Below are 22,385 nucleotides of genomic sequence, written 5' to 3' on the forward strand. Positions count from 1 at the left end.
ACGGTTCGCTTATCGAACCAGAACCGTCGCCATGCTGCCACGCACTTCTCCGCCCTCGCCTGTTGTTCATTGAAACCAGTGACTGCCTGCCCCATCTAAGCACCATTGCCCATCACGCAGGTGCCCCATGAGCGACCAGCAGGATCATCCGGATCACGACGAAAGCAGCGAAGTCGAGCATATCGAAGCCGACGCCGATGCAGGCCGCTACCTGGCCCTCCCCGGCCAGCAGCTGCCGGACAAAGTCCACGTCATCCCCATCCACAACCGCCCGTTCTTCCCGGCCCAGGTGTTGCCGGTCATCGTCAACGAAGAGCCGTGGGCGGAAACCCTCGACCTGGTCGCCAAGACGCCGCACCATTCCCTGGCGCTGTTCTTCATGGACACCCCGGCCGAAGACCACCGGCACTTCGACACCCAGGCGCTGCCCGAGTACGGCACTCTGGTCAAGGTGCACCACGCTACCCGGGAAAACGGCAAGCTGCAGTTCGTCGCCCAGGGCCTGACCCGCGTGCGCATCCGCACCTGGCTCAAGCACCATCGCCCGCCGTACCTGGTGGAAGTCGAGTACCCACGGCAGCTGTCCGAGCCCACCGACGAGGTCAAGGCCTACGGCATGGCCCTGATCAACGCGATCAAGGAACTGCTGCCGCTCAACCCGCTGTACAGCGAAGAACTGAAGAACTACCTCAACCGCTTCAGCCCCAATGACCCCTCACCGCTCACCGACTTCGCCGCCGCCCTCACCTCCGCCACTGGCAACCAGTTGCAGGAAGTGCTCGACTGCGTGCCCATGCTCAAGCGCATGGAAAAGGTCTTGCCGATACTGCGCAAGGAAGTGGAAGTGGCGCGCTTGCAGAACGAGATCTCCGCCGAGGTCAATCGTCAGGTGGGTGAGCATCAGCGCCAGTTCTTCCTCAAGGAACAGCTCAAGGTCATCCAGCAGGAGCTGGGCCTGAGCAAGGACGACCGCAGCGCCGACCTGGAACAGTTCGAACAGCGCCTGGACGGCAAGACCCTGCCCGAGCAGGCGAAAAAGCGCATCGACGAAGAGATGGGCAAGCTGGCCATCCTGGAAACCGGCTCGCCGGAGTACGCCGTGACCCGCAACTACCTCGACTGGGCCACCGCCCTGCCCTGGGGGGTGTACGGCAAGGACAAGCTCGACCTCAAGCACGCGCGCAAGGTGCTCGATCAGCACCATGCGGGCCTGGACGACATCAAGGAACGCATCCTCGAATTTCTCGCGGTCGGTGCCTGGAAGGGTGAGATCAGCGGCTCCATCGTGTTGCTGGTGGGCCCGCCCGGTGTGGGCAAGACCAGCATCGGCAAGTCCATCGCCCAATCCCTGGGCCGGCCGTTCTACCGCTTCAGCCTGGGCGGCATGCGCGACGAGGCGGAGATCAAGGGCCACCGCCGCACCTACATCGGCGCCCAGCCGGGCAAGCTGGTGCAGGCACTCAAGGATGTGGAGGTGATGAACCCGGTGATCATGCTCGACGAGATCGACAAGATGGGCCAGAGCTACCAGGGCGATCCGGCGTCGGCGCTGCTGGAGACCCTGGACCCGGAACAGAACGTCGATTTCCTCGACCATTACCTGGACCTGCGCCTGGACCTGTCCAAGGTGCTGTTCGTCTGCACCGCCAATACCCTCGACTCCATTCCCGGCCCCTTGCTCGACCGTATGGAAGTGATCCGCCTGTCGGGCTACATCACCGAGGAAAAACTGGCCATCGCCAAGCGCCATCTATGGCCCAAGCAGTTGGCCAAAGCCGGCGTGGCCAAGACCAGCCTGAGCATCAGCGACAGCGCCCTGCGCTTGGTGATCGAGGGCTATGCCCGCGAGGCCGGGGTACGCCAGTTGGAGAAACAACTGGGCAAACTGGTGCGCAAGGCGGTGCTCAAACTGCTGGAGAACCCTGATGCCAAGCTCAAGATCGGCCCCAAAGACCTGGAGCCTACCTTGGGCGTGCCGGTGTTCCGCAGCGAACAAGTGCTGTCGGGTAAGGGCGTGATCACGGGCCTGGCCTGGACCAGCATGGGCGGCGCCACCCTGCCGATCGAAGCGACGCGCATCCACACTTTGAACCGCGGTTTCAAGCTGACCGGCAAGCTGGGCGATGTGATGAAGGAATCGGCAGACATCGCGCTGAGCTATGTCAGCTCGAACCTTGAGCAGTTTGGCGGCGATCCGCGCTTCTTCGACGAAGCGTTCATCCACCTGCATGTGCCCGAGGGCGCTACGCCCAAGGACGGTCCAAGCGCGGGTGTGACCATGGCCAGTGCCTTGCTGTCGCTGGCCCGGGACCAGGCGCCGAAGAAAGGGGTGGCGATGACCGGCGAGCTGACCTTGACTGGGCAGGTGTTGCCCATTGGCGGGGTGCGCGAGAAAGTCATTGCGGCGCGCCGGCAGAAGATTTTCGAGTTGATTCTGCCCGAGGCCAATCGTGGCGATTTTCAGGAGTTACCGGACTATCTGCGCGACGGGCTGACCGTTCACTTTGCACGACGCTATGCTGACGTGGCGAAGGTGCTGTTTCAGCGCTAAATGCATATAACCTTGTGCGGAGCGTGGGCTCAGGCCCACCTCCGCACATTTGCGCAAGACACAGGATTGGCGAACTGATGCTTCGCAGGAAAGCCAGATCGTTGCGCTCGACCTATGTATCGCCGCCGGAGTGCCGCTCCTCAACGCAGGAACATGAGCGGCACGGGGCGTGTTTCAGAACGGTATCAAGCGCTTTCAAAAGCCCTGCGCACAGCCAACAAGTAACCGCGTGCGGACTCTAGGGCTGCCAACAGTTGATCGGTTTCGAGTGCGCCGACGAGCTGGGTGTCCAGCGACTTCCACTGGTCGACGAATACGCTGGCTTGATTCAGCCAGGCCTGACGAAGTTCGATCATCTCTTGGGCGGCTTTATACTCGGTCAGTTGCTCTTGTGTCTTCGCCACTTCAGCTTGAAGGCGCTTGAGTGCCAGCCGCTCCTGGTCCAGCGTAGCGGCACCCTCGGTGATGGCCGTGTTTAATTTGGCAAGTTCACGGCCCTGTCCGAACAACTCCAAGTTCTTGTTCAACCGATTCACCGCCGTCTTGACCAAATCGGGCGTCACGCGTGGGTCGGTAACCGTTTTCAAAAGGATGTCGATTTCCTCATCGCTGGGCAGTTGCCCCCGGATTAACGTGCTGATCGTCGGCGTGTTCAAGACCGCAAGACTTTCCTTGATGGCTTTCAATTGCTCCGCTCGCGAGTCGACGCTCGCTTGTTGCTGGGCCACAGCGTCTTCCTGTTTCTGCAGCTTTTCCTCGATCGGCGTTTTCACCAGCGACAGGTCAGGATCAACGTACGCGCCGACCGCCCGAATCTCGCCCTTGGCGTGTTCGACGCCGGCTTGGAGGCTCTGGCGCAAGCGCAACAAATCCATATCGCAGCCGTTCTCTTCGGAATCAGTAGTGAACCCATCGAGGTCATTATTGAGGAGCACCAGCCCTGCCAACGTTTGACGACGCAGCTCCTTATTGGCATTGGAGACCAGATTCGCCAAGCCCATCAGATCCTCCCGTACCGCCGGTAACAAGTTGGGTATTTCAGTACGATAGATGGTGGAGATGCGTCCACCGGCTGTCAGCAGCACTTTGACGTCCGGAAGATTAACGACTTTCTGCTCAGATTTCATGACTTATTCCTCCAGCTCTGCTTCTAACGCTTCATTAAACAACACGGAAATTTGTTTGGAGATATTTAAAATGGATTCCCAAGGGCGCAGGACACGCTCAAACTGCGCCAGGAACCTCCTTAATGAACCCAGGGTCGACACTTCCCGTGACTTTTTTATCGACGTGTTGACATAGGTTTCAAGCAGCCTCCAGACATCTTCGAGATGCTCGACGGCCGTTTGCACTTCCACCAACCTGAAATTGATGTCTGCGGTACTGGTTTGCAGACTCTCTAAACCGTCCAACCCACTCAGCAGGGCTGATCTTTTGCTTATTAATTCCTTGCGCTCCTCGATCAAGTTATTTTTTTCTTTGCGCACCTGTTCAGCCTGTGCTCCGTATATGCCGCCCGTGATGACAAGTCCGATAGGACCAAATACAATTCCGGTGAATGCGGTGCCCACCAGTCCAGAATAACGCTCCGCCGCCTCTTTGATCGCTTGATCCAATGTTTCCAGCGATTGACCTAGTTTGGCAATGTCACTGCCGAGGTCCTTTTTGTCGATGGCCTTGGCCAGATTCAAGCCCATAGGCTGCAAATTTACAGAAATCGCGTTTCCGAACGTATCGATTAACTTTTTAACGTGCTGGATGCTATTGAGCCGCTCCTGCAGTTCTCCGAGAATTTGACCAAGGTAAATCTCTGACGCGTCCCTGAGCTCATTTGTGACCGTCGCGGGTAATGGGGCGTCGCCCTCCGCCAGCCCGAGATCTTTGTCAATGCTACCCTGCACGGAGGCCGTGAATTTCGCGCCGTCCTCCAAGAATCCCTCAGCAAAGACTTGGAGTTCATTGCCAATCTGCTTGCAACTCTCCTGTATGCCATCCCAGGAGTCCGCATGTTTTCTCAGGTTTTCATGAAAGACGAAAACGTCATCGATCGAAATACCGAACACTTCAAAGTTGGTCAATTCGCTCAGCGTAGTAAAGTCGGGCGGCAACCTCCTCACCGCCAAGACATAACGCCGTATTTGCATGAGATTGGTTTTGCTGAAAATGAAGGCCGGCTCATTCTTCTTGAAGTCCATAATCTGCTTCGGCACCCACTCAGCACGCTGCTCCACGCTCAGCTGTTCGTAGCTTAGCGGCGTCTCTTGTTCCCCCTGCGAGTCAGGGGCGTCTTGCAACAGTTCAATCATTTCCTTGCTCCTTCTAAGTGATTCCGAAATTGGAAACAATCACTCGAATAGCAATCTACGATGTGCAGAGACCGATTAAACTCAGAAAACACACGTTTGACCGCTTGGAAAAGACACTCCCTTTAGCAGGAAAAATGAGAAAGGGAAACGTTGACTCAACACTCATAACTTCCGTTTGAGAGAAACTAATCCAGGCCGGCGTCGCTTTCTTTTCGTCGTTTCTCCCTCCTGTCGTGCGTAAGAGCGGGATGCCCGCACAGCCGGACTGTTCTGCTGGCCGCGAGCCCTGCACGGCAAGACGGTGCTCGTACCCAGACGCACCTGGCCACGACATTTCGCGCGCAGCCGGAGCACATTCGTTAGAATGTGCGCTTTTCAACTTTTCTCACGAGTATGCTGTGAAACAACCTCCCGACCGCCTGTTCGCCCAGCCCCTCGAGCAGGTTTCCGACTTCGTCTTCAACGAAGACGTGGTGCAAGTCTTCCCCGACATGATCAAGCGCTCGGTGCCCGGCTACCCGACCATCGTCGAGAACCTCGGGGTGCTGGCCGCGCGGTTCGCCCAGCCGCATACGGCGCTGTACGACCTCGGCGCCTCGCTGGGGGCGGTCAGCCAAGCCTTGCGTCGGCATGTGCGCAGCGAAGGCTGCCGGGTGATCGCGGTGGACAACTCGGCGCCCATGGTCGAGCGCTGCCGGCAGTACCTGACCGCCCAGGATTCGATGTTCCAGGAACTGTTGCCGGTGCAGGTGATGGAAGCCGACATCCTCGCGCTGCCTCTGGAGCCTGCGTCGGTCGTAGCGATGAACTTCACCCTGCAATTCATCGCACCGCAACAGCGTTTGGAATTGCTGACACGCATCCATCGAGCGCTGCTGCCGGGCGGTGCGTTGATCCTTTCGGAAAAGCTGCTGATGGCCGATCCGCAGGAGCAGGACTTGATCAACGGGCTGCACCTGGATTTCAAGCGGGCCAATGGCTACAGCGAGCTGGAAATCGCCCAGAAACGCAGCGCCATCGAACACGTGATGAAACTCGACACCTTGCAAGCTCATACCGAACGCCTGCACGCCGCCGGCTTCAGCAAGGTCGTGCCCTGGTTCCAATGCCTCAATTTCTCCTCGTTGATAGCCCTGCCATGATCGATCTTTCCCCCCTCGTCCATCGCCTGGCTGGCACCCCTCTACAACGCTGGGCCAACGGCCTGCAAGCGCAGCTCGACGCCAAGCTGGACAAAGGCCACGGCGACCTCGAACGTTGGCGCGGCGCCTTGGCGGCGCTGCCCGCCTTGCAAGCCACCGACATCGACCTGCGCGACGGTCTGCGCCTGGACGGCCCTTGCGACGAGGCCACGCGCACGCAACTGCATGGCGCGTTGATGGGCCTGTCGCCCTGGCGCAAAGGCCCCTTCGAGCTGTTCGGCGTACACGTCGACACCGAATGGCGCTCGGACTGGAAATGGGCACGCATCGCCCCGCATCTGGATCTGGCAGGCAAACGGGTGCTGGATGTGGGCTGTGGCAACGGCTACTACCAGTGGCGCATGCTCGGCGCCGGTGCGCAGACGGTGGTCGGCGTCGATCCCAACTGGCTGTTCTTCTGTCAGTTCCAGGCCGTGCAGCGCTACCTGCCCGAGCACGCCGCCTGGCACCTGCCCTTCGCGCTGGAGGAGCTGCCCGCCCAGCTCGAGGGGTTCGACACGGTGTTCTCCATGGGCGTGTTCTACCACCGCCGCTCGCCCATCGAGCACCTGCTGGCGCTCAAGGACTGCCTGGTCAAAGGCGGCGAGCTGGTACTGGAAACGTTGGTCGTCGAAGGCGACGAGCAGCAGATGCTGGTCCCCGAGGACCGCTACGCGCAGATGCGCAACGTCTGGTTCCTGCCGTCGGTGCCGGCCCTGGAGCGCTTGCTGCGCCGGGCCGGCTTCAGCGACGTGCGCTGCGTGGACGTGAGCGTCACCAGCGTCGAAGAGCAGCGCAGCACCGACTGGATGCGTTACCAGTCCTTGAACGATTTCCTCGATCCGAACGATCACACCCGTACCGTCGAAGGCTTGCCGGCGCCACGCCGTGCGACCCTGTTGGCACGCAAGTAGTGCCCCTCACGCGGCGGGCGCCTTGAGGGTCTTCTTTGGGTAGATGTCGTAGCGACTCGATTTGCCGTCGATGCTGTGGCTGGGCTTGGCACCCTCGATGATCGGCGCCTTGCGCGGGCGCTTGACCACCACCCGGTGGGTGGCCAGGGCCAAAGCGGCGGCCAGGAGCGCCGGCGCATCCGGGTCGTCGCCCACCAAGGGCCGGAACACGCGCATCTCCTTCTTCACCAGCGCGCTCTTGTCGCGGTGCGGAAACATCGGGTCGAGGTAGATCACCTGCGGCGCTTCGCCCTGCCAGCCGCGCAGGTGCTCGATGGCGTTGCCGGTCAGCAGGCGCATGCGCTCCACGATAGGGGCGACTTCGGCGTCCAGCCGGGCCCGTGCCAGACCGTCTTCGAGCAAAGCGGCGATCAGTGGCTGGCGTTCGATGAGGGTCATCTCGCAGCCCAGGCTGGCCAATACAAAAGCGTCCTTGCCCAAACCTGCAGTGGCGTCGAGCACACGCGGGCGAATGCCTTGGGCGATGCCTACGGCCTTGGCGATCATCTGCCCGCTGCCGCCGCCGAACAGGCGCCGATGCGCGGCTTGCCCCTCGACGAAATCGACCCGCACCGGCCCTGGGGCGTCCGGCCCCAACTGCTGGATCTGCAAGCCGTCGCCGCCCACTTGCACGGCAAAGCCTGCCTGCTCGTCGTGCAACGGCAACCCCAGTCGCTGTGCCCATCTGTCCGCCTGGTCCTGAAACGGCGCGGCCAGGGCCTCGACGCGGATTGCTGTGCTGTGCTCTTGCTCGACCATGACCCACTACCCAAAAAATTAATGAAACCTCGGCCGTGGCCGATAGATGCTATATCGCCCATTGTGCCAGAGCGTCCCGCCCGCGACCGCCATGACTGACTCCCTTCCCATCGGCCTGACCTACCTGTCCCCTGTCGGCCACTATGGCCAGCAGAACACCCAGGCCCTGGGCGGCGTCAGTCAGTTGTGGCAGGACTTCTTCGCCAGCGCGATGGCCGAGCAGCAGGCGGTGCCGGTCGATGCCTTCAGCCAGTCGCTGGTGCGATATGACCCGAACAGTGGCGAGCCCTTGGGCGGCACCCGTGCCCTGGAGCTGATCGACGCCCAGCGCACCTGCACCGTGCAGGACCACACCGTCGAGCCACCCGAGCCGTTGTTCCTGCCCAAGGCCGAACTCGAAGCCGCGCTGCTGCCGCCGGCACCCGAGCCCTTCGGCGCCGCCGAGCTGATTGCCCAGCAGCGCGATCTGGACCTGAACAACAGCTGGTTGCGACCTGTCGTGATGGCCCAGGGTCAGGCCCTTGGCGAGCCGAGGCCGGGCCCTTCGCCACGCCCTCTGCACCTGCCGATCGCCGAATTCGAACTGGACTTGCTGGAACCGGCCGCCGAGCCTTTCAGTAAATCGGCCTTGGCCGAACAGGAACAGGCACTGGCCTTCGACCTGCACTGGGCACGCCCCGTGGTGCTGAACAACGTGCGCGCCTACGCCTGATTCAACGGCAGGCTTGCCACAGGCCCATGTCCAGATGGAAGTGGTTGGCGTGGGCGGCATTGTACTCAGGCCCCAGCACCGTGTTGAACGCCTTGCACGCCGCTTGCTGGACCTCGCGCAGGAACTGGGCGTCACGCCCCTCTCCCTTCCAGTCTCGAGCCAGCACGATGCGTCGCCCGTCTTGCAGGCGGAAGCCGCTGATGTCCAGGGCGTTGGCTGTGGCATGCTGGCTCAGGCGCCCCTGCTTGCGGTGGTAGACGTTGCGGCAGGCGAAGCTGCCGAGGTGGTCGACCTGTGCCACCGGCTGGCCATACAGGCGCTGCGCTACCGGCTGCAAGCCGTTGCGCTCGAACAGCGCATAGGCCACGGCCAAGGGGCAGGAAGCCAGAAAGCTGCTGCTCAGGCGGGCCTGCCCGGCCTTGATGCGCCAGACGTTGCGCAGCGGGCAGTTGGCGGTTTCGGGGCTGTCGTCCTGGGCGCGGTAGCGCAGCTGTGACGTTTCCAAGGCCTGGCGGCACAGCGCGGGATCGGCGCGCAGGCGCGACAGCTTGTACGCGGTCAATGCGTTGGGCGGTTGCCTTACGTCCAGCACCGCCCACGGGTTCCAGGCGTCCGGGGGGCGCCAGCCCAGGTGCCAGGCTTGCCCGGCGGCCAGCAACAGGATGAACAGCACAATCCCAAATAGGCGCATGAAGGGTCGCTCAAAGCAGGCCGAGTTGTTCGGCCTCGGGCGCTCGAGGAATCGTCGCCAATGGCGCGAGTCCCGGCAGGCGTTCGCTCAAGCGTTCATGGAAACGCATTGCCAAGGCCGCGGCCAAGTGGTTGTCGGCGGTGTGGAGGAACACGTAAGGATGCTTGCCCTCTTCGATCCAACCCGCGACCTTGTCGATCCACGGTGTCATGAACGGCTCGTTCTCGGCCAACTGCGGGTGGCCGATGAAGCGCACCTGCGGGTGGTCGGTGAAGGCCGCCGGTCGCAGCGGCACGCGCGGCTTCTTCGCCTGCGCTTCGAGCACCGAAGGCGCGGTGGAGGTGCAACTGAACAGCGCCCGGGGGTCGAGGCAGATGCGTTCCACGCCCAGCCCGTGCAGCATGCGGTTCAGCTGCCGTTCTTCGGCGCCGCGGGCGAAGAACGCTTGATGGCGCACCTCCACCGCAACGGTCACGCCGATTTCGCGTAGGAAATGCTCCAGTTCGACCAGGCGCTGCGGTCCGAAGCTGGCCGGGAGTTGTAGCCAATGGGGCGATACCCGTTGCCCCAACGGCGCCAACAGCCGTATGAAATCCGCAGCCGATTCCAGGTTGTCGCGCAGGTCGCCCTCGTGGCTGACTTCACGGGGGAATTTGGCCGTGAAGCGAAAGTCTTCGGGCATGATCTGCGCCCAGCGTTCGAGGGTCTTGGGCGAAGGACGCGCATAGAAGGTGGTGTTGCCCTCTACGGCGTTGAAGACGTGGGCGTAGTGGCCGAGAAACTCGCCTGATTTGGCGTCGTCCGGGTAGAAATAATCGCGCCACGTGCTGTCGGCCCATGACGGGCAACCCAAGTGGTAAGGCATGCCAGGTACGGTCATGGTTCAGATGTACAGGTCGAGCCCGAGCACATCCATATCCCACTCGCTGCTGTAGCCTGCGGTCGCCAAGTAGCTGGCGAGTGCGCTTGCAGTGCGCCGGTCACGGGCGCGGGGAAATATGAGATCTTGCTGGCGAGCGGGCAGGCCACCAGGGCGTTGGCCTTTGGCCAGGGCGACCAGGTCGGCTTCTTCCACGGTTTCGGCTTCTTCCACGCCGTCGTCGACCACAGGCGCCTTGCGCGGTGGCAAGCGCTTGATCGGATACGACTGTGGGGAAAAACCGTCGATACGCATGGGGGCAGACTCGGAGGCAGTAATAGCAATCTAACAGTAATCACGCAGATGGCGTTACTGCCTGACTGATAACTTGACCACAGGTAACAGGGAAGGTTTTACGCGACGGCCAGCAGCCGACGGACGCCCGCCCCTCACCTTGGTTCAACGCGCCTTGGGCGTCGCTACGTTGTCGCGCAGGTAGACAGGTTGCGCCTGGTCGGCCGCGACCGCTTCGCCGCGTGCCCAGGCGAAGCGGGCCAGGGCCAGGATGTCCTGTGCGGTAGGCAGCAGCTGGGCGTCGGCCTGCTCGACGGTGGCAGCCAGGCGCTCGCCATAGCCCCAGCCGGTACCGGCACCGAACCACGTCGCATCGGCAGCCTGCGGCAACGCCACCTGCTCGGGCGGCAACACCGCCTCATGCCCCACCAAGCGCATCTCGCCGTGCTCGGCCCGATAGCAGCCCCAGTAGACCTCGTCCATCCGCGCATCGATGGCCGCTGCCACCTGCTGCGCGCCACAGGCGCGCAACGCACCCTGGGCCAACGCGGCCAGATTGGACACCGGCAGCACCGGCCGCTCGAGGGCGAAACCCAGGCCCTGGACCACGCCGATGGCGATCCGCACGCCGGTGAAAGCGCCTGGGCCACGGCCAAAGGCAATGGCATCCAGAGCGCTCAAGGGCAGGCCGGCTTCGGCCAGGATCCGCTTGATCATCGGCAACAGCTTCTGCGCATGCTGACGCGGAATGACCTCATGGTGGCTGGTGACCTCGCCCGCGTGCAGCAGCGCGACGGAACAGGCTTCGGTGGCGGTATCCAGGGCCAGCAGGGTGGTCATCGAACGGGGTATCCAGGCAAGGGGAAAGGGGCGGCAGTATAAACGACAACGGCCCGCAAGCGGGCCGTGGCGAGACGCGAGGTGTGCTTAGCTCAACGCGGCCAGCACCTTGTCGGTGATAGCCTGCACCGAGCCGACGCCTTCGATGTGGCTGCACTTGGGCTTGCCGTTCTGCGCGGACAGCGCCTGGTAGAACGCTACCAGCGGCTTGGTCTGGGTGTGGTAGACCGACAGGCGATTGCGCACGGTCTCTTCGAGATCGTCTTCGCGCTGGATCAGGTCTTCGCCGGTGGCGTCGTCCTTGCCTTCGACTTTCGGCGGGTTGTACTGGATGTGGTAGGTACGGCCCGAAGCCAGGTGCACGCGGCGGCCGGCCATGCGACCGACGATCTCTTCGTCGTCGACGGCGATCTCGAGCACGTGGTCGATTTCGACACCCGCGTCGCGCATCGCTTCAGCCTGGGGAATGGTGCGCGGGAAGCCGTCGAACAGGCAGCCGTTGGCGCAGTCGGGCTGGGTCAGGCGTTCTTTCACCAGGTTGATGATCAGTTCGTCGGAAACCAGGTCGCCGGCGTCCATGACTTTCTTCAGCTCCAGGCCCAGCGGCGTGCCGGCCTTGACTGCGGCACGCAACATGTCGCCGGTGGAGATCTGTGGAATACCGAACTTTTCGGTGATGAACTTTGCCTGAGTACCTTTGCCGGCCCCGGGAGCTCCCAGCAGAATTACGCGCATCTCGTGCTCCTCATAATTTTTATGTAAATCAATGGATTCGGCTGAACGGGCCAACTCCGGAAAAACGGTCTCGACCGCAAAAGCGGTCAAAAGGCTGCTCAAGATACACAGCGCCCGTCAGCCAGACAAGCATCCCAAAGTGGCAGGAACAGGCCCCTTGCGACCTTGGGTCGCAGGGGTTGCGACCCGTGCAACCCCACTCTGTATGGCCTGGCGCGGCACCCTTATGGGGCACGCCAGGTGATAGTCGGATCAGCTCACCCAGTGTTGCGCAGGCCGGCAGCGATTCCGGCCACGGTCACCAGCAGTGCCTGTTCCAATGGGCTGTCCAGCGCCGCCTCACGGCCTCGGGTACGCGCCAGCAGCTCGGCCTGCAGCCGGTGCAGCGGGTCGAGGTAGGTGTTGCGCAGGCGGATGAACTCCAGGGTTTCCGGGCTGTGCGCCAGTAGCACCGGCTGCCCCGTCAGGCCCAGCACCACCTGGCACGACTGCGACAATAGGTCGCGCAGATGCGCCCCCAATGGCAGCAGATGCGGTTGCACCAGACGTTGGTCGTAGGCTTCGGCGATCTGCGCATCGGCTTTGGCCAGAACCATCTCCAGCATGTCGATGCGCGTGCGGAAGAACGGCCATTGCTCGCGCATCTGCGCCAACAGCTCGCCCTCACCGCGCGCCAACGCATTGCTGAGCGCGGTTTCCCAGCCGAGCCAGGCTGGCAGCATCAGCCGCGTCTGGGTCCAGCCGAAAATCCATGGAATCGCACGCAGGCTCTCGATGCCTCCGGCACGGCGCTTGGCCGGTCGGCTGCCCAACGGCAGGCGACCCAGCTCCTGTTCGGGGGTCGATTGGCGGAAGTACTCGACGAAGTCGGCATGCTCGCGCACCACGCCGCGATAAGCTGCTACCCCGTCGGCCGCCAACCGGTCCATCACCTCGCGCCAGGCCGGCTGCGGCAAGGGCGGCGGCAGCAGGGTCGCCTCCAGCACCGCAGCCAGATAAAGGTTGAGGTTCTGCTCCGCGATACCCGGCAGGCCGAACTTGAAACGGATCATTTCGCCCTGCTCGGTGGTGCGGAAGCGCCCGGCCACCGAGCCCGGCGGCTGCGACAGGATCGCTGCGTGCGCCGGGCCGCCGCCACGCCCTACCGTGCCGCCGCGGCCGTGGAACAAGAGCAGGTCCACGCCATGCGCCTTGCAGATGTCCACCAGGCTTTCCTGGGCCCGGTACTGCGCCCAGGCGGCGGCCGTGGTACCGGCATCCTTGGCCGAATCCGAATAGCCGATCATCACTTCCTGGGGGCCTTGCAGGCCGGCGCGGTAGCTCGGCAGCCGCAGCAACTGCTCGATCACCGGTCCGGCGTGGTCCAGGTCGGCCAGGGTTTCGAACAATGGCACCACACGCATGGCGCGGGTCAGCCCGGCTTCCTTGAGCAGCAACTGTACGGCCAGCACGTCGGACGCCGCGCCGGCCATGGAGATCACGTAGGAGCCGAGCGATGCCGCCGGTGCCGCCGCCACCTCACGGCAAGTCGCGAGCACTTCGGCAGTGTCGTCCTCGGCGCGGAAATGCGCCGGCAGCAACGGCCGCGGATTGGCCAGTTCGGTTTGCAGAAACGCCACGCGCTGCGCTTCGTCCCACTCGGCGTAGTCGCCCACGCCCAGGTAGCGGGTGATTTCGGCCAGCGCATCGCGGTGCCGCGCGGCGTCCTGGCGCACGTCCAGGCGCACCAGGAACAGACCGAAGGTTACCGCCCGGCGCAGGCAGTCGAGCAGTGGACCGTCGGCGATCACGCCCATGCCGCAGGCCTGCAGCGAGTCGTGGCACAGACGCAGGGGCGCGATCAGGTCGTGATTGTCGACCAGCACGTCGGCGCTCGCAGCGTGCGGGCCGCTCAACGACGCCTGGGCCCAGGCGCGGGTCGCGCGCAAGCGTTCGCGCAGTTGCTTGAGCAAGGCACGGTACGGTTCGCGAGCGTCGCCGACCTGCTCGCGCAGGGCCGTGCTGGCGGCCTGCATGGACAGCTCCGCAGCCAGGGCGTCGATGTCGCGCAGGAACAGGTCGGCGGCCATCCAGCGCGCCAGCAGCAGCACCTCACGGGTGACCGGCGCGGTGACGTTGGGGTTGCCGTCGCGGTCGCCGCCCATCCATGAGGCGAAACGGATGGGTGCCGCCTCCAGCGGCAAGCGTTGCCCGGTAGCCGCGAGCAGCGCCTGGTCGACCTGGCGCAGGTGATTGGGGATGGCCTGCCACAGCGAGTGTTCGATGACGGCGAAGCCCCATTTGGCTTCGTCCACAGGCGTTGGCCGGCTGCGGCGGATCTCCTCGGTATGCCAGGCCTCGGCGATCAGCCGTTGCAGGCGCGTGCGCACCTGCTCGCGCTCAGCGTCGGTAAGGTCGCGGTGGTCCTGCACGGCCAGCTGTGCGGCGATGGCGTCGTATTTCTGGATCAGCGTGCGGCGCGCCACTTCGGTGGGATGGGCAGTGAGCACCAGCTCGATGTCCAGCGCGCCCAACTGCGTGGCCAGGGCCTGGGGTTCGTGGCCGGCGGCCTTGAGCCGCTCAAGCAGTTCGGGCAGTACTCGCGACTCGAAGGGGGCTGGCTGGTCGTCGCCACGGCGGTGGATCAGCTGGTACTGCTCGGCGATGTTGGCCAGGTTTAGGAACTGGTTGAACGCTCGCGCGACCGGCAAGAGTTCGTCGTCCTCGAGCGCGTCGAGGGTCGCGCTCAACTGCTGGTCGGCACCGCCGCGGTCGGCTTTGGCGCTGTGGCGGATGGCTTCGATCTTGCGCAGAAAATCATCGCCGTGCTGCTGACGAATCGTTTCACCCAGTAGCTCCCCCAACACATGGACATCTTCACGCAAGCGCACATCGATATCGGTCATCGGCCTTTCTCCGGTCCTGGAAACAGCTCGTGACCAAGAGTGCCCACGCCGGCCGCGCCAAGGCAAGCGCAACTAACCCGCGCTGGCGCCTCTCTGAAACAGTGTCATGCCCAAATCCCCGGAGGTGATCATGAAAATCCGCGAATTGGCCCAGCATTGGGAACACACCGCCAAAGGCTCGCTGAGCCCGACCGGTCATGTCCTGCATCTGGACCCGGAAGCCGAAGCGCGCCTGGCCGCGCTGGTGGAGATGTACCCCAAGCGTACGGCTCAGGAGCTGTTGGGCGAGTTGGTCGGCGCGGCCCTGGAAGAGCTGGAGGCGAGCTTTCCCTATGTCAAAGGCACGCAGGTGATCGCCACGGACGAGGAAGGCGATCCGTTGTATGAAGACGTTGGCGCCACGCCACGTTTTCTGGCGCTGGCCCGTGAGCATTTGCGCCGGCCTGAAGAGCCTGAAGCGCTATGAGCGCGGTAGTGGCGGTAGAGGTCGAAGGCGAGCGGAAACCGGGCGGTGCCGGCTTGCGAAAAGCTCAGAGGGGCCTCGTATAGGGCCGCTTTGCGGCCCATCGCGGCTGAAGCCGCTCCTACAGTTGGGCACTCGCCAGAGCTCATTTCGCAGTGGTTAGTTCCATGAAAAACGCCTGACCAATCAGTCAGATAAAAAGGTCGTTAGCGCGCGAATTTATCGGAACTATTCAAAAAACGGCCCGGTCACACCCAGTAGCCATCACGGCAGAACCCTGTAAACACGGGCGTTGCGGCGCTCGATACGACCAGGGAAACAGCGATAGATCCGTCGGACATCGTCGTTATCAGGAGTGACCAATGGAGTTGACCACCATGAAGACCCGCATCGCAAAATCCTCTTCCTTCAACGTGCGCGGGCTCAAGCTGGCAGCACTGGCCCTGGGCAGCAGCCTGGTTCTGGCCGGTTGCGCTGGCAAGCCCCCGACCGAGCAGTATGCCGTGACCCAGTCGGCGGTGAACTCTGCGGTCAGCGCTGGCGGCACCGAGTTCGCGGCAGTGGAAATGAAAGCTGCCCAGGACAAGTTCAAGAAAGCCGAAATCGCCATGCACGACAAGAAGTACGAAGACGCCAAAGTCCTTGCCGAGCAGGCCGAATGGGACGCCCGCGTAGCCGAGCGCAAAGCTCAGGCCGCCAAAGCCCAGAAAGCCGTACAGGACGCTCGTCAAGGGGTCCAGGACGTACGTGAAGAAGGTCTGCGCGCCGCGCAATAAGCGCCGCTCCACCCTCTCCAGACTTCGTTAACGATCAAAGGAAGAACACAATGCGCAAACACGTCATGATCCCTGCCCTTCTGGCCCTGAGCGTCGGTCTCGCAGCTTGCTCGCACGATCCGAACCCTAACCTGGAAGCAGCTCGTACCAACTTCTCGGCCCTGCAGAGCGATCCGCAGTCGAGCAAAGTCGCCGCCCTGGAAACCAAGGACGCGCAAGACTTCCTGAACAAGGCCGACAAAGCCTACCTGGACCGTGAAGACGACAAGAAAGTCGACCAACTGGCCTACCTGACCAACCAGCGCGTCGAAGTCGCCAAGCAGACCATCGCCCTGCGCACCGCTGAAGGCGAGCTGAAAGGCGCCGCTGCCGAGCGCGCCAAAGCCCGTCTGGACGCTCGTGACGCACAGATCAAGAAACTGCAGAACGAGCTGAACGCCAAGCAGACCGACCGTGGCACCCTGGTGACCTTCGGCGACGTGCTGTTCGATTTCAACAAGGCCCAGCTCAAGCCTAGCGCCCTGCCGAACATCACCAAGCTGGCCCAGTTCCTGTCCGAGAACCCAGAGCGCAAAGTGATCGTCGAAGGCTACACCGATAGCGTCGGTTCGCAGAGCTACAACCTGTCGCTGTCCGACCGCCGTGCCGGCGCCGTCAGCACTGCCCTGGTCCGTGCCGGTGTCGACCCATCGCGCATCGTTTCGCAAGGCTACGGCAAGGAATACCCGATCGCCGACAACTCCAGCAACTCGGGCCGTGCCCAGAACCGTCGTGTGGAAGTCACCATTTCCAACGACAACCAGCCAGTGAAAGCGCGCTCCACCATGCGCTAAGCCCTACGGCTGAAAATAAAAACCCTGCCTCGATGGCAGGGTTTTTTTATGCCTGCGCCACACAGGCGAATGCGCAGCGGCGCCAATCGGCTCAGGGTTGCGCAGGCGCCGCCGTGCAACGCACGGCGCGCTTGCGGTTGTCCACCAGCACTCCAGTGAGGCCCTTCTGCTGGGTGTCGAACAGCACCAGCACACCGTCGATGCACTGCGCCACCTGATCGGCCGGGGCCAGCGACACCTTGTAGTCCTCGCCGGGCAGGGTCTTGAGCATGGTGTAGTCCTGCAACAGCAAGGCGTCTTCAGGTTTGGCGAAATGCAGGTAGCCGTAGTACCACAGCGCACCGACCGTCACGGCGATGCTGCCAATCCCGGTGAGGATCAGCGGGATGGCGTTACGTTCTTCACTCATTGCGGGCTCTTCGGCTCTGGATAATTGGGCACTTCAGCAAGGCGCCGCAGCCCGTTGAAACGGTAGGGATCGTCGAGGAAGCGCAGCATCACCTCACGCCAGTTGGGGTCGGCGAAGGTCTGTACGTGACCGCCACGGGTCAGTTGCAGCACCCTCGGCGCGGGCGCGTGCTGGTACAGGCGGATGCCGTTGTCCAGCGGCACGAGGGTGTCGTCGATGCTGTGGAAGAACAGCTTGGGCGGACTGTCGAGCCGCACGATGGAACGGATCGCGCTGTCGCCGTCGGGCACCAGCCAGGCCAGCGGCACTTGCAACGGCCAGGTCAGCCAGGACGTGCCGAGCGCATAGCGGCCAACGTCGCGGTAGCTGGCCGGAACGCCGTCGAACACCAGTGCGCTGAAGCGCTGGCGCTGCTCGGGATGGGCCGCCAGGTAATGGATGGCCATGGCGCCGCCCAGGCTCTGCCCCAGCAGGTAGCGCGGCTTGCCCTGCACCTCGGGCGCCTGGTTGAGCCAATCCAGCGCTGCGGCGATGTCCTGATACACCGCAGGCAGGCTCGGAGTACCTTGCGACAAGCCGTAGCCGCGGTAGTCGACCATCAACACCTGGTAGCCCTGCTCGGGCAGCCAGTAGCTGCCGCCCAGGTGCCCGGCCAGGTTGCCGCCGTTGCCGTGCAGATGCAGCACCGTACCTTTGACCATCACCCCGGCCTTGGCCGGCAGCCACCAGGCATGCAAGCGCACGCCGTCGGCGGTGGTCAGGGTAAGGTCGCGCCAGGCGATCTTCGCCCGTTCCGGGGTGAAGGGTTGGCCGGGTTCGGGGTAGAACAGCAGGCTGCTGCACCCGCCGACCAGCGACAGGGTCGAGGCCAGAGCCAGGGTGCGCAGACGCTCAGAGAATGTTCGCGTAGTCGGCTTCAATGCGGTCGAGGCTCAGGTGGTTGAGGAAGTTGGAGAAGCACATCCAGGCAGCCAGCGCGTTGATGTCGCGGAACTGCTCGGGCAGGTATTTGGGCGGCTCCACCAAACCCTCTTCGACCAGTTGGCGCAAGGTGCGCATGTCTTCGAGGGTGGTCTTGCCGCAGAACAGCAAGGGAATCTGTTCGAGCTTGCCCTTCTTCACGGCCAACTGAATGTAGTTGTAAACCATGATGAAGCCCTTGAGGTAGGACAGGTCCTTGGTGAACGGCAGGCCATTGGGCACCGACCCGCGGAACACACGGCTGGCGTTGCTGTAGCTCTGGCCGAGGTCGAAGCCCTGCTCGCGGAAGAAGGCGTACACCTGCATGAAGTCGGCGCCCTGCTCGACCATGTGGATGGCCCGGGTGCGGTTGGCCAGCTTGCGCAGGCGGCTGGGGTAGGAGGCGAAGGCGATCACTTCCATGAGGATCGCCAGGCCTTCTTGGGTCACGGTCGACGAGGGCGGGCCTTTGGCCAGGAAGGTGCAGATCGGCTGGTTCAAGCCGTTCAGGGTGGTGCCCACGTGCACCAGCCCTTCGTGCACTTCCAGGGCGCGCACGTCGCGGCTGTTGAACAGCGCGTCGGCGCGTACCTTGATGTAGTCGGCACCGGCTGCGGCGTCGGCCACGATACCGTCGGACTCGAACACACGGATGGTGCTTTCCGCCTCGCCGAACACTTTGTTCAGACGCCGCTGGAGAATCTCCACCGCTTCCTTGGCGGTGAGGTTCTTGGGCTCGTCCTTCAAATCGCCGCGGCCATCGATGTTGTCCAGGTAGTCGGACAGCATCAGGCCCAAGTCGGCCAGGGTCGGGTCGCCGGCATGGAAAGCGTCGGAAGCGGCGCCGTACAGCTCTTGGGAAATCAGGCCGAAATCCTCGGTGCCGCGCGCTTCGAGCATGCGCACCACCATGCGGTACTCCTTGCACATGCGCCGCATGATCTGCCCGACCGGGTTGAACTGGCCCAGGCGCCGGGTGATGTCGCGCTCGATGCTCTGGAACTCGGCCTTGACCGCATTGGAATCGAAGCCCAGCGGGCGGTTCTGGTAATAGGCACGGTCCACTGCCGGCGGCACTGTGCCGTTGTGCTCGATGAACGCCTGCTTGATGCCGTCGTCCCACTTCACCGCATCGAGCACGCGAATTGGCGTCTGCGCCGCGACGATGCGGTCGGACAGCGCACGGATGGTCTGTTGGTACTCGTCCACGACGGACTCCTTGGGGGCGAACGCTTAGGGGCGGACGCGCTGGAAGCGCGCGGCTTCCACGAACACGTCGGAATTGGCCGGATCGTCCAGATAGGACATCACTTGCGCTGCTGGGCTGTCGATGTGCAGGGCTGGGCCGCTCTCGTCGTCATCGCCGGGCGTACGGCTGCGCCCGCTCAACGCGTGCTGCTCGACCGCCTGGCGCAGTTGCTCGGGGTCGAGACTGTAGAGCAGCAGTTGCTGCTCGGCGTTCAGCTCGAAGCCGCCGATGACGAAGCCCTGCCCCGCTGCCTCCGGCGCCGGACCCGAGACGTACCAGCGGTTGGCATGCTGCGCGACGCTGAAGCGATAGGTCAGCGCCGGCTTGCCCTTGGGCCGTGCCACGGCCTGGTAAGCGCCGCCCTTGGTTTGACTGATGGTCAAGGTCAGCGGCTCGCCCCAGGCGTCCTTGCTACGCCATTGCCCGAGCAGGGCCTTGGGCGCGGCCTGGGCGCCGGGCACGGGGTGTTCGAAGGTGTCCAGGCAGCCGCCCAACAGCAGCAACGACATCGCCAACAGCACAGGCCAGGGTTTCATCGGGCTCTCCTTGAAAGGGTCGGGGGCGCTCAACCTGCCGCCAGCACCAGGTGCAGGAAACGGCTGAGAATGGCGAGCATCTGCGCTTCGCTCTGGGCATCGGTCTGCTCGAGCAGCCCTCGATATTCCATCTGCTCGATGATGGCCGTCAACATCAGCGCGTCCTGCTCCGGCTGGGGCGAGCCGATCACCTGCAGCAACTGGTGCGCGCCATGCAGCAGGATCTGCTCGTGGGCCCTGACCAGTTCGGCCAGGCGCGGGCACAGCAGCGCCTCCTGGCGAAAGGCCTGTTCGGCAATGAGGTAGTCGCGGCGGCCCTGCAACTGGCGCGTCACGTAATCGACTGCCATGCGCGCCACCTCGTCGGCCAACTGGGCACGGGCCGCCGCGCCGCCATCGCCACGGGCGATCATCTCGCGCAAGATGATTTCGGTGCTGGCCCAGCGGGTGGCCATGTAGTCGGCGCTGCGCGCGACGTACTGGGCGAAGGTATCGGTCAGCAGGTCTTCGATGTCTTTGAAGTAATAGGTGGTGGCCGACAGCGGCACCTGCGCCTCGGCGGCCACGGCGCGGTGGCGCACGCCACGCACGCCGTCGCGCACGACGATGCGCATGGCGGCGTCGAGAATCTGCTGGCGGCGCTGTTCGCTGCCCTGGCGCACGGTCTTGCGCCCTTGGTACTGGACGCTTTCGGCGACCGCACTGGCGATGCCGGCGGCGCCTGGGTGGGGCATGGCGGGGGTCATTGAGCAATCTCCTGTAACGAAGCCCGGCGCACCTACGACATACACAGGCAATAAAAAGCCGCCTCGAAAGGCGGCTGGTTCGTCAAGCCTGCGGGCGCATGTGCGGGAATAGGATGACGTCGCGGATCGACGGGGAGTTGGTCAGCAGCATCACCAGGCGGTCGATGCCGATGCCCTCGCCCGCCGTCGGCGGCATGCCGTACTCCAATGCGCGCACGAAGTCGGCGTCGAAGTGCATGGCTTCGTCGTCGCCGGCGTCTTTTTCGGCCACCTGGGCCAGGAAGCGCTCGGCCTGGTCTTCGGCATCGTTGAGCTCGGAGTAGGCGTTGGCGATTTCGCGGCCGCCGATGAACAGCTCGAAACGGTCGGTGACCGCCGGGTTGTCATCGTTGCGACGCGCCAGAGGCGAGACCTCGAACGGGTACTCGGTGATGAAGTGCGGCTGTTCCAGCTTGTGCTCGACCAGCTCTTCGAAAATCATCACCTGAAGCTTGCCCAGGCCTTCGTGACCGAGCACCTTGGCACCGGCCTCTTTGGCGATCGTGCGGGCGCGCTCGACGTCTTGCAGGTCGGCGGCGGTGAGGTCCGGGTTGTACTTGAGGATCGAATCGAACACCGACAGGCGCACGAACGGCTCGCCGAAGTGGAACACCTTGTCGCCGTACGGCACGTCGGTGCTGCCCAGCACTTTCTGCGCCAACTCGCGGAACAGCTCTTCGGTCAGGTCCATGTTGTCGCGGTAGTCGGCGTAGGCCTGGTAGAACTCGAGCATGGTGAACTCGGGGTTGTGCCGGGTCGAGACGCCTTCGTTACGGAAGTTGCGGTTGATCTCGAAGACTTTCTCGAAACCGCCCACCACCAGGCGCTTCAGGTACAGCTCCGGCGCGATGCGCAGGAACATGGCCATGTCCAGGGCATTGTGGTGGGTCTCGAACGGCTTGGCCGCCGCGCCGCCGGGAATGGTCTGCAGCATCGGCGTCTCGACTTCGAGGAAGTCGCGCTCGATGAGGAACTGACGGATGTGCGAAATAACCTGCGAGCGTACGCGGAAGGTATGGCGGGTGTCTTCGTTGACCATCAGGTCGACGTAGCGCTGGCGGTAGCGCTGCTCGGTGTCGGTCAGGCCGTGGTGCTTGTCCGGCAGCGGGCGCAGGGATTTGGTCAGCAGGCGCACGTCGGTCATCTCGACGTACAGATCGCCTTTGCCGGAACGGGCCAGGGTGCCTTCGGCGCTGATGATGTCGCCCAGGTCCCAGGTCTTCACGGCGGCCAGGGTCTCGGCTGGCAGGGTCTTGCGGTTGACATAGACCTGGATGCGCCCGGTCATGTCCTGGATCACCATGAACGAGCCACGGTTGAGCATGATGCGACCGGCGACCTTGACCGGAATCGCTGCGGCTTCCAAGGCTTCCTTGGTCTGGTCGGCGTACTGCTTCTGCAGGTCGTCGCAGTAGCTGTCGCGGCGGAAGTCGTTGGGGAAGGCCTGGCCCTTGGCGCGTTCGGCTGCCAGCTTTTCCTTGCGCAGGGCGATGAGGGCGTTTTCTTCCTGTTGCAGGTCTTGGGCTTCGGTCTTGAGGTCGCTCATTTCGTCATTCTTTCCATCAGGTGTTCGTGGCCCTCGCGGGTGAGGGATCGCCGGGTCGCCGG

General features: G+C 63.4%; 22 protein-coding genes. 7 read left to right on the top strand and 15 right to left on the bottom strand.

Features of this window, described 5'->3' with window-relative positions; genetic code table 11:
• Positions 1-127 precede the first annotated feature (127 nt).
• Positions 128-2,551, top strand: a complete 2,424-nt coding sequence (gene lon / locus ACSMEV_RS18920; RefSeq protein WP_459206495.1) for an endopeptidase La — start codon at positions 128-130, stop codon at positions 2,549-2,551.
• Between the two features lie 185 nt (positions 2,552-2,736).
• On the opposite strand, the gene ACSMEV_RS18925 is transcribed toward lon, so the two are convergent.
• The gene (locus tag ACSMEV_RS18925; protein WP_459206496.1) at positions 2,737-3,678 is read right to left on the bottom strand and encodes an alpha-xenorhabdolysin family binary toxin subunit B; all 942 of its coding nucleotides are present in this window, start codon (positions 3,676-3,678) and stop codon (positions 2,737-2,739) included.
• A gap of 3 nt (positions 3,679-3,681) precedes the next feature.
• Positions 3,682-4,857: an alpha-xenorhabdolysin family binary toxin subunit A gene (locus tag ACSMEV_RS18930; protein WP_459206497.1), complete on the bottom strand. Its 1,176-nt coding sequence runs from the start codon at positions 4,855-4,857 to the stop codon at positions 3,682-3,684.
• A gap of 398 nt (positions 4,858-5,255) precedes the next feature.
• Between ACSMEV_RS18930 and cmoA the strand changes: the two genes are divergently transcribed.
• Both cmoA and cmoB read left to right on the top strand, forming a co-directional pair.
• Positions 5,256-5,999: a carboxy-S-adenosyl-L-methionine synthase CmoA gene (gene cmoA, locus ACSMEV_RS18935; protein ID WP_459206498.1), complete on the top strand. Its 744-nt coding sequence runs from the start codon at positions 5,256-5,258 to the stop codon at positions 5,997-5,999.
• The gene (gene cmoB / locus ACSMEV_RS18940; protein ID WP_459206499.1) at positions 5,996-6,952 is read left to right on the top strand and encodes a tRNA 5-methoxyuridine(34)/uridine 5-oxyacetic acid(34) synthase CmoB; all 957 of its coding nucleotides are present in this window, start codon (positions 5,996-5,998) and stop codon (positions 6,950-6,952) included. Before cmoA ends, cmoB begins: the two co-directional genes overlap by 4 nt.
• 6 nt (positions 6,953-6,958) lie before the next feature.
• Here cmoB and ACSMEV_RS18945 read toward each other — a convergent pair whose 3' ends face one another.
• The gene (locus tag ACSMEV_RS18945; RefSeq protein WP_459206500.1) at positions 6,959-7,750 is read right to left on the bottom strand and encodes a class I SAM-dependent methyltransferase; all 792 of its coding nucleotides are present in this window, start codon (positions 7,748-7,750) and stop codon (positions 6,959-6,961) included.
• A 91-nt stretch (positions 7,751-7,841) separates the two neighbouring features.
• Between ACSMEV_RS18945 and ACSMEV_RS18950 the strand changes: the two genes are divergently transcribed.
• The gene (locus tag ACSMEV_RS18950) at positions 7,842-8,462 is read left to right on the top strand and encodes an energy transducer TonB (RefSeq protein WP_459206501.1); all 621 of its coding nucleotides are present in this window, start codon (positions 7,842-7,844) and stop codon (positions 8,460-8,462) included.
• Between the two features lies 1 nt (position 8,463).
• On the opposite strand, the gene ACSMEV_RS18955 is transcribed toward ACSMEV_RS18950, so the two are convergent.
• The 6 genes from ACSMEV_RS18955 to ppc form a co-directional block, all read right to left on the bottom strand.
• Positions 8,464-9,153: an extensin-like domain-containing protein gene (locus tag ACSMEV_RS18955; RefSeq protein WP_459206502.1), complete on the bottom strand. Its 690-nt coding sequence runs from the start codon at positions 9,151-9,153 to the stop codon at positions 8,464-8,466.
• A gap of 10 nt (positions 9,154-9,163) precedes the next feature.
• Complete coding sequence (locus tag ACSMEV_RS18960) at positions 9,164-10,018, bottom strand: DUF72 domain-containing protein (protein ID WP_459206503.1); 855 nt, start codon at positions 10,016-10,018, stop codon at positions 9,164-9,166.
• A gap of 18 nt (positions 10,019-10,036) precedes the next feature.
• Positions 10,037-10,327: a hypothetical protein gene (locus ACSMEV_RS18965; protein ID WP_459206504.1), complete on the bottom strand. Its 291-nt coding sequence runs from the start codon at positions 10,325-10,327 to the stop codon at positions 10,037-10,039.
• A 144-nt stretch (positions 10,328-10,471) separates the two neighbouring features.
• Complete coding sequence (gene tsaB / locus ACSMEV_RS18970) at positions 10,472-11,146, bottom strand: tRNA (adenosine(37)-N6)-threonylcarbamoyltransferase complex dimerization subunit type 1 TsaB (protein ID WP_459206505.1); 675 nt, start codon at positions 11,144-11,146, stop codon at positions 10,472-10,474.
• 87 nt (positions 11,147-11,233) lie between these two features.
• Positions 11,234-11,881, bottom strand: coding sequence for an adenylate kinase (adk, locus tag ACSMEV_RS18975; RefSeq protein WP_296263413.1), 648 nt, complete (start codon positions 11,879-11,881; stop codon positions 11,234-11,236).
• Between the two features lie 257 nt (positions 11,882-12,138).
• A complete protein-coding gene (gene ppc, locus ACSMEV_RS18980; RefSeq protein ID WP_459206506.1) occupies positions 12,139-14,766 on the bottom strand; it encodes a phosphoenolpyruvate carboxylase in 2,628 nt (875 codons plus the stop codon).
• Positions 14,767-14,896: 130 nt separating this feature from the next.
• Between ppc and ACSMEV_RS18985 the strand changes: the two genes are divergently transcribed.
• From ACSMEV_RS18985 to ACSMEV_RS18995, 3 genes are all read left to right on the top strand, one after another.
• On the top strand, positions 14,897-15,232 hold the full coding sequence (locus ACSMEV_RS18985; protein WP_459206507.1) for a pilin assembly protein: 336 nt from the start codon (positions 14,897-14,899) through the stop codon (positions 15,230-15,232).
• A gap of 359 nt (positions 15,233-15,591) precedes the next feature.
• A complete protein-coding gene (locus ACSMEV_RS18990) occupies positions 15,592-16,005 on the top strand; it encodes a DUF4398 domain-containing protein (RefSeq protein ID WP_459206508.1) in 414 nt (137 codons plus the stop codon).
• Between the two features lie 50 nt (positions 16,006-16,055).
• A complete protein-coding gene (locus ACSMEV_RS18995) occupies positions 16,056-16,838 on the top strand; it encodes an OmpA family protein (protein WP_459206509.1) in 783 nt (260 codons plus the stop codon).
• Positions 16,839-16,929: 91 nt separating this feature from the next.
• Here the strand turns inward: ACSMEV_RS18995 and ACSMEV_RS19000 are convergent, their stop codons facing one another.
• From ACSMEV_RS19000 to lysS, 6 genes are all read right to left on the bottom strand, one after another.
• Positions 16,930-17,247 carry a hypothetical protein gene (locus ACSMEV_RS19000; protein WP_313739872.1) on the bottom strand — a complete coding sequence of 106 codons (318 nt, stop codon included), beginning with the start codon at positions 17,245-17,247 and terminating at the stop codon, positions 16,930-16,932.
• On the bottom strand, positions 17,244-18,167 hold the full coding sequence (locus ACSMEV_RS19005; protein ID WP_459206510.1) for an alpha/beta hydrolase: 924 nt from the start codon (positions 18,165-18,167) through the stop codon (positions 17,244-17,246). The genes ACSMEV_RS19000 and ACSMEV_RS19005 overlap by 4 nt, the downstream gene beginning before the upstream one ends.
• Positions 18,139-19,416, bottom strand: coding sequence for a flavohemoglobin expression-modulating QEGLA motif protein (locus ACSMEV_RS19010; protein WP_296263398.1), 1,278 nt, complete (start codon positions 19,414-19,416; stop codon positions 18,139-18,141). The genes ACSMEV_RS19005 and ACSMEV_RS19010 overlap by 29 nt, the downstream gene beginning before the upstream one ends.
• A 24-nt stretch (positions 19,417-19,440) precedes the next feature.
• On the bottom strand, positions 19,441-19,992 hold the full coding sequence (locus tag ACSMEV_RS19015; protein WP_459206511.1) for a hypothetical protein: 552 nt from the start codon (positions 19,990-19,992) through the stop codon (positions 19,441-19,443).
• A 29-nt stretch (positions 19,993-20,021) separates the two neighbouring features.
• On the bottom strand, positions 20,022-20,726 hold the full coding sequence (locus tag ACSMEV_RS19020) for a TetR/AcrR family transcriptional regulator (protein ID WP_459208384.1): 705 nt from the start codon (positions 20,724-20,726) through the stop codon (positions 20,022-20,024).
• Positions 20,727-20,820: 94 nt separating this feature from the next.
• The gene (gene lysS, locus ACSMEV_RS19025) at positions 20,821-22,323 is read right to left on the bottom strand and encodes a lysine--tRNA ligase (RefSeq protein ID WP_459206512.1); all 1,503 of its coding nucleotides are present in this window, start codon (positions 22,321-22,323) and stop codon (positions 20,821-20,823) included.
• Between the last annotated feature and the right edge of the window lie 62 nt (positions 22,324-22,385).

This window comes from Pseudomonas sp. MLB6B, assembly GCF_054508135.1.